Origin of the sequence: Haemophilus sp. UMB1048 (assembly GCF_030218125.1) — a bacterium.
In the GTDB taxonomy this organism is placed as follows: domain Bacteria; phylum Pseudomonadota; class Gammaproteobacteria; order Enterobacterales; family Pasteurellaceae; genus Haemophilus_D.
Genome location: NZ_JASOPB010000049.1, coordinates 1 through 321, shown reverse-complemented (window position 1 = coordinate 321; position 321 = coordinate 1). Strand labels below are relative to the sequence as shown.

The following is a 321-nucleotide window of genomic DNA, read 5'->3' as shown; positions in this document are numbered from 1 at the left end:
GCGAACTGACGGTTAATGCTGTGCTGCCTGGCATTCACAATTTGCTGGTAGATCTCCGAGCACAGCAGATTCCGGTTGGGCTGGCTTCTGTCTCCCTGAATGCGCCGACGATTTTAGCAGCGCTGGAGCTGCGCGAGTTTTTCACCTTCTGCGCGGACGCTTCCCAACTCAAAAATTCGAACCCGGACCCGGAAATCTTTCTCGCCGCCTGTGCAGGGCTGGGCGTGCCGCCACAGGCATGTATCGGCATTGAAGATGCGCAGGCGGGCATTGAAGCCATTAACGCCAGCGGTATGCGCTCGGTGGGGATCGGCGCGGGCT

The 321-nt window shown here is 59.2% G+C and carries 1 protein-coding gene; it reads left to right on the top strand.

All coding sequences use genetic code 11. The annotated features are described in order from the left end of the window. The coding region (locus QP437_RS09820) for an HAD-IA family hydrolase (RefSeq protein WP_285267708.1) at nt 1-321 on the top strand (321 nt) is incomplete at both ends.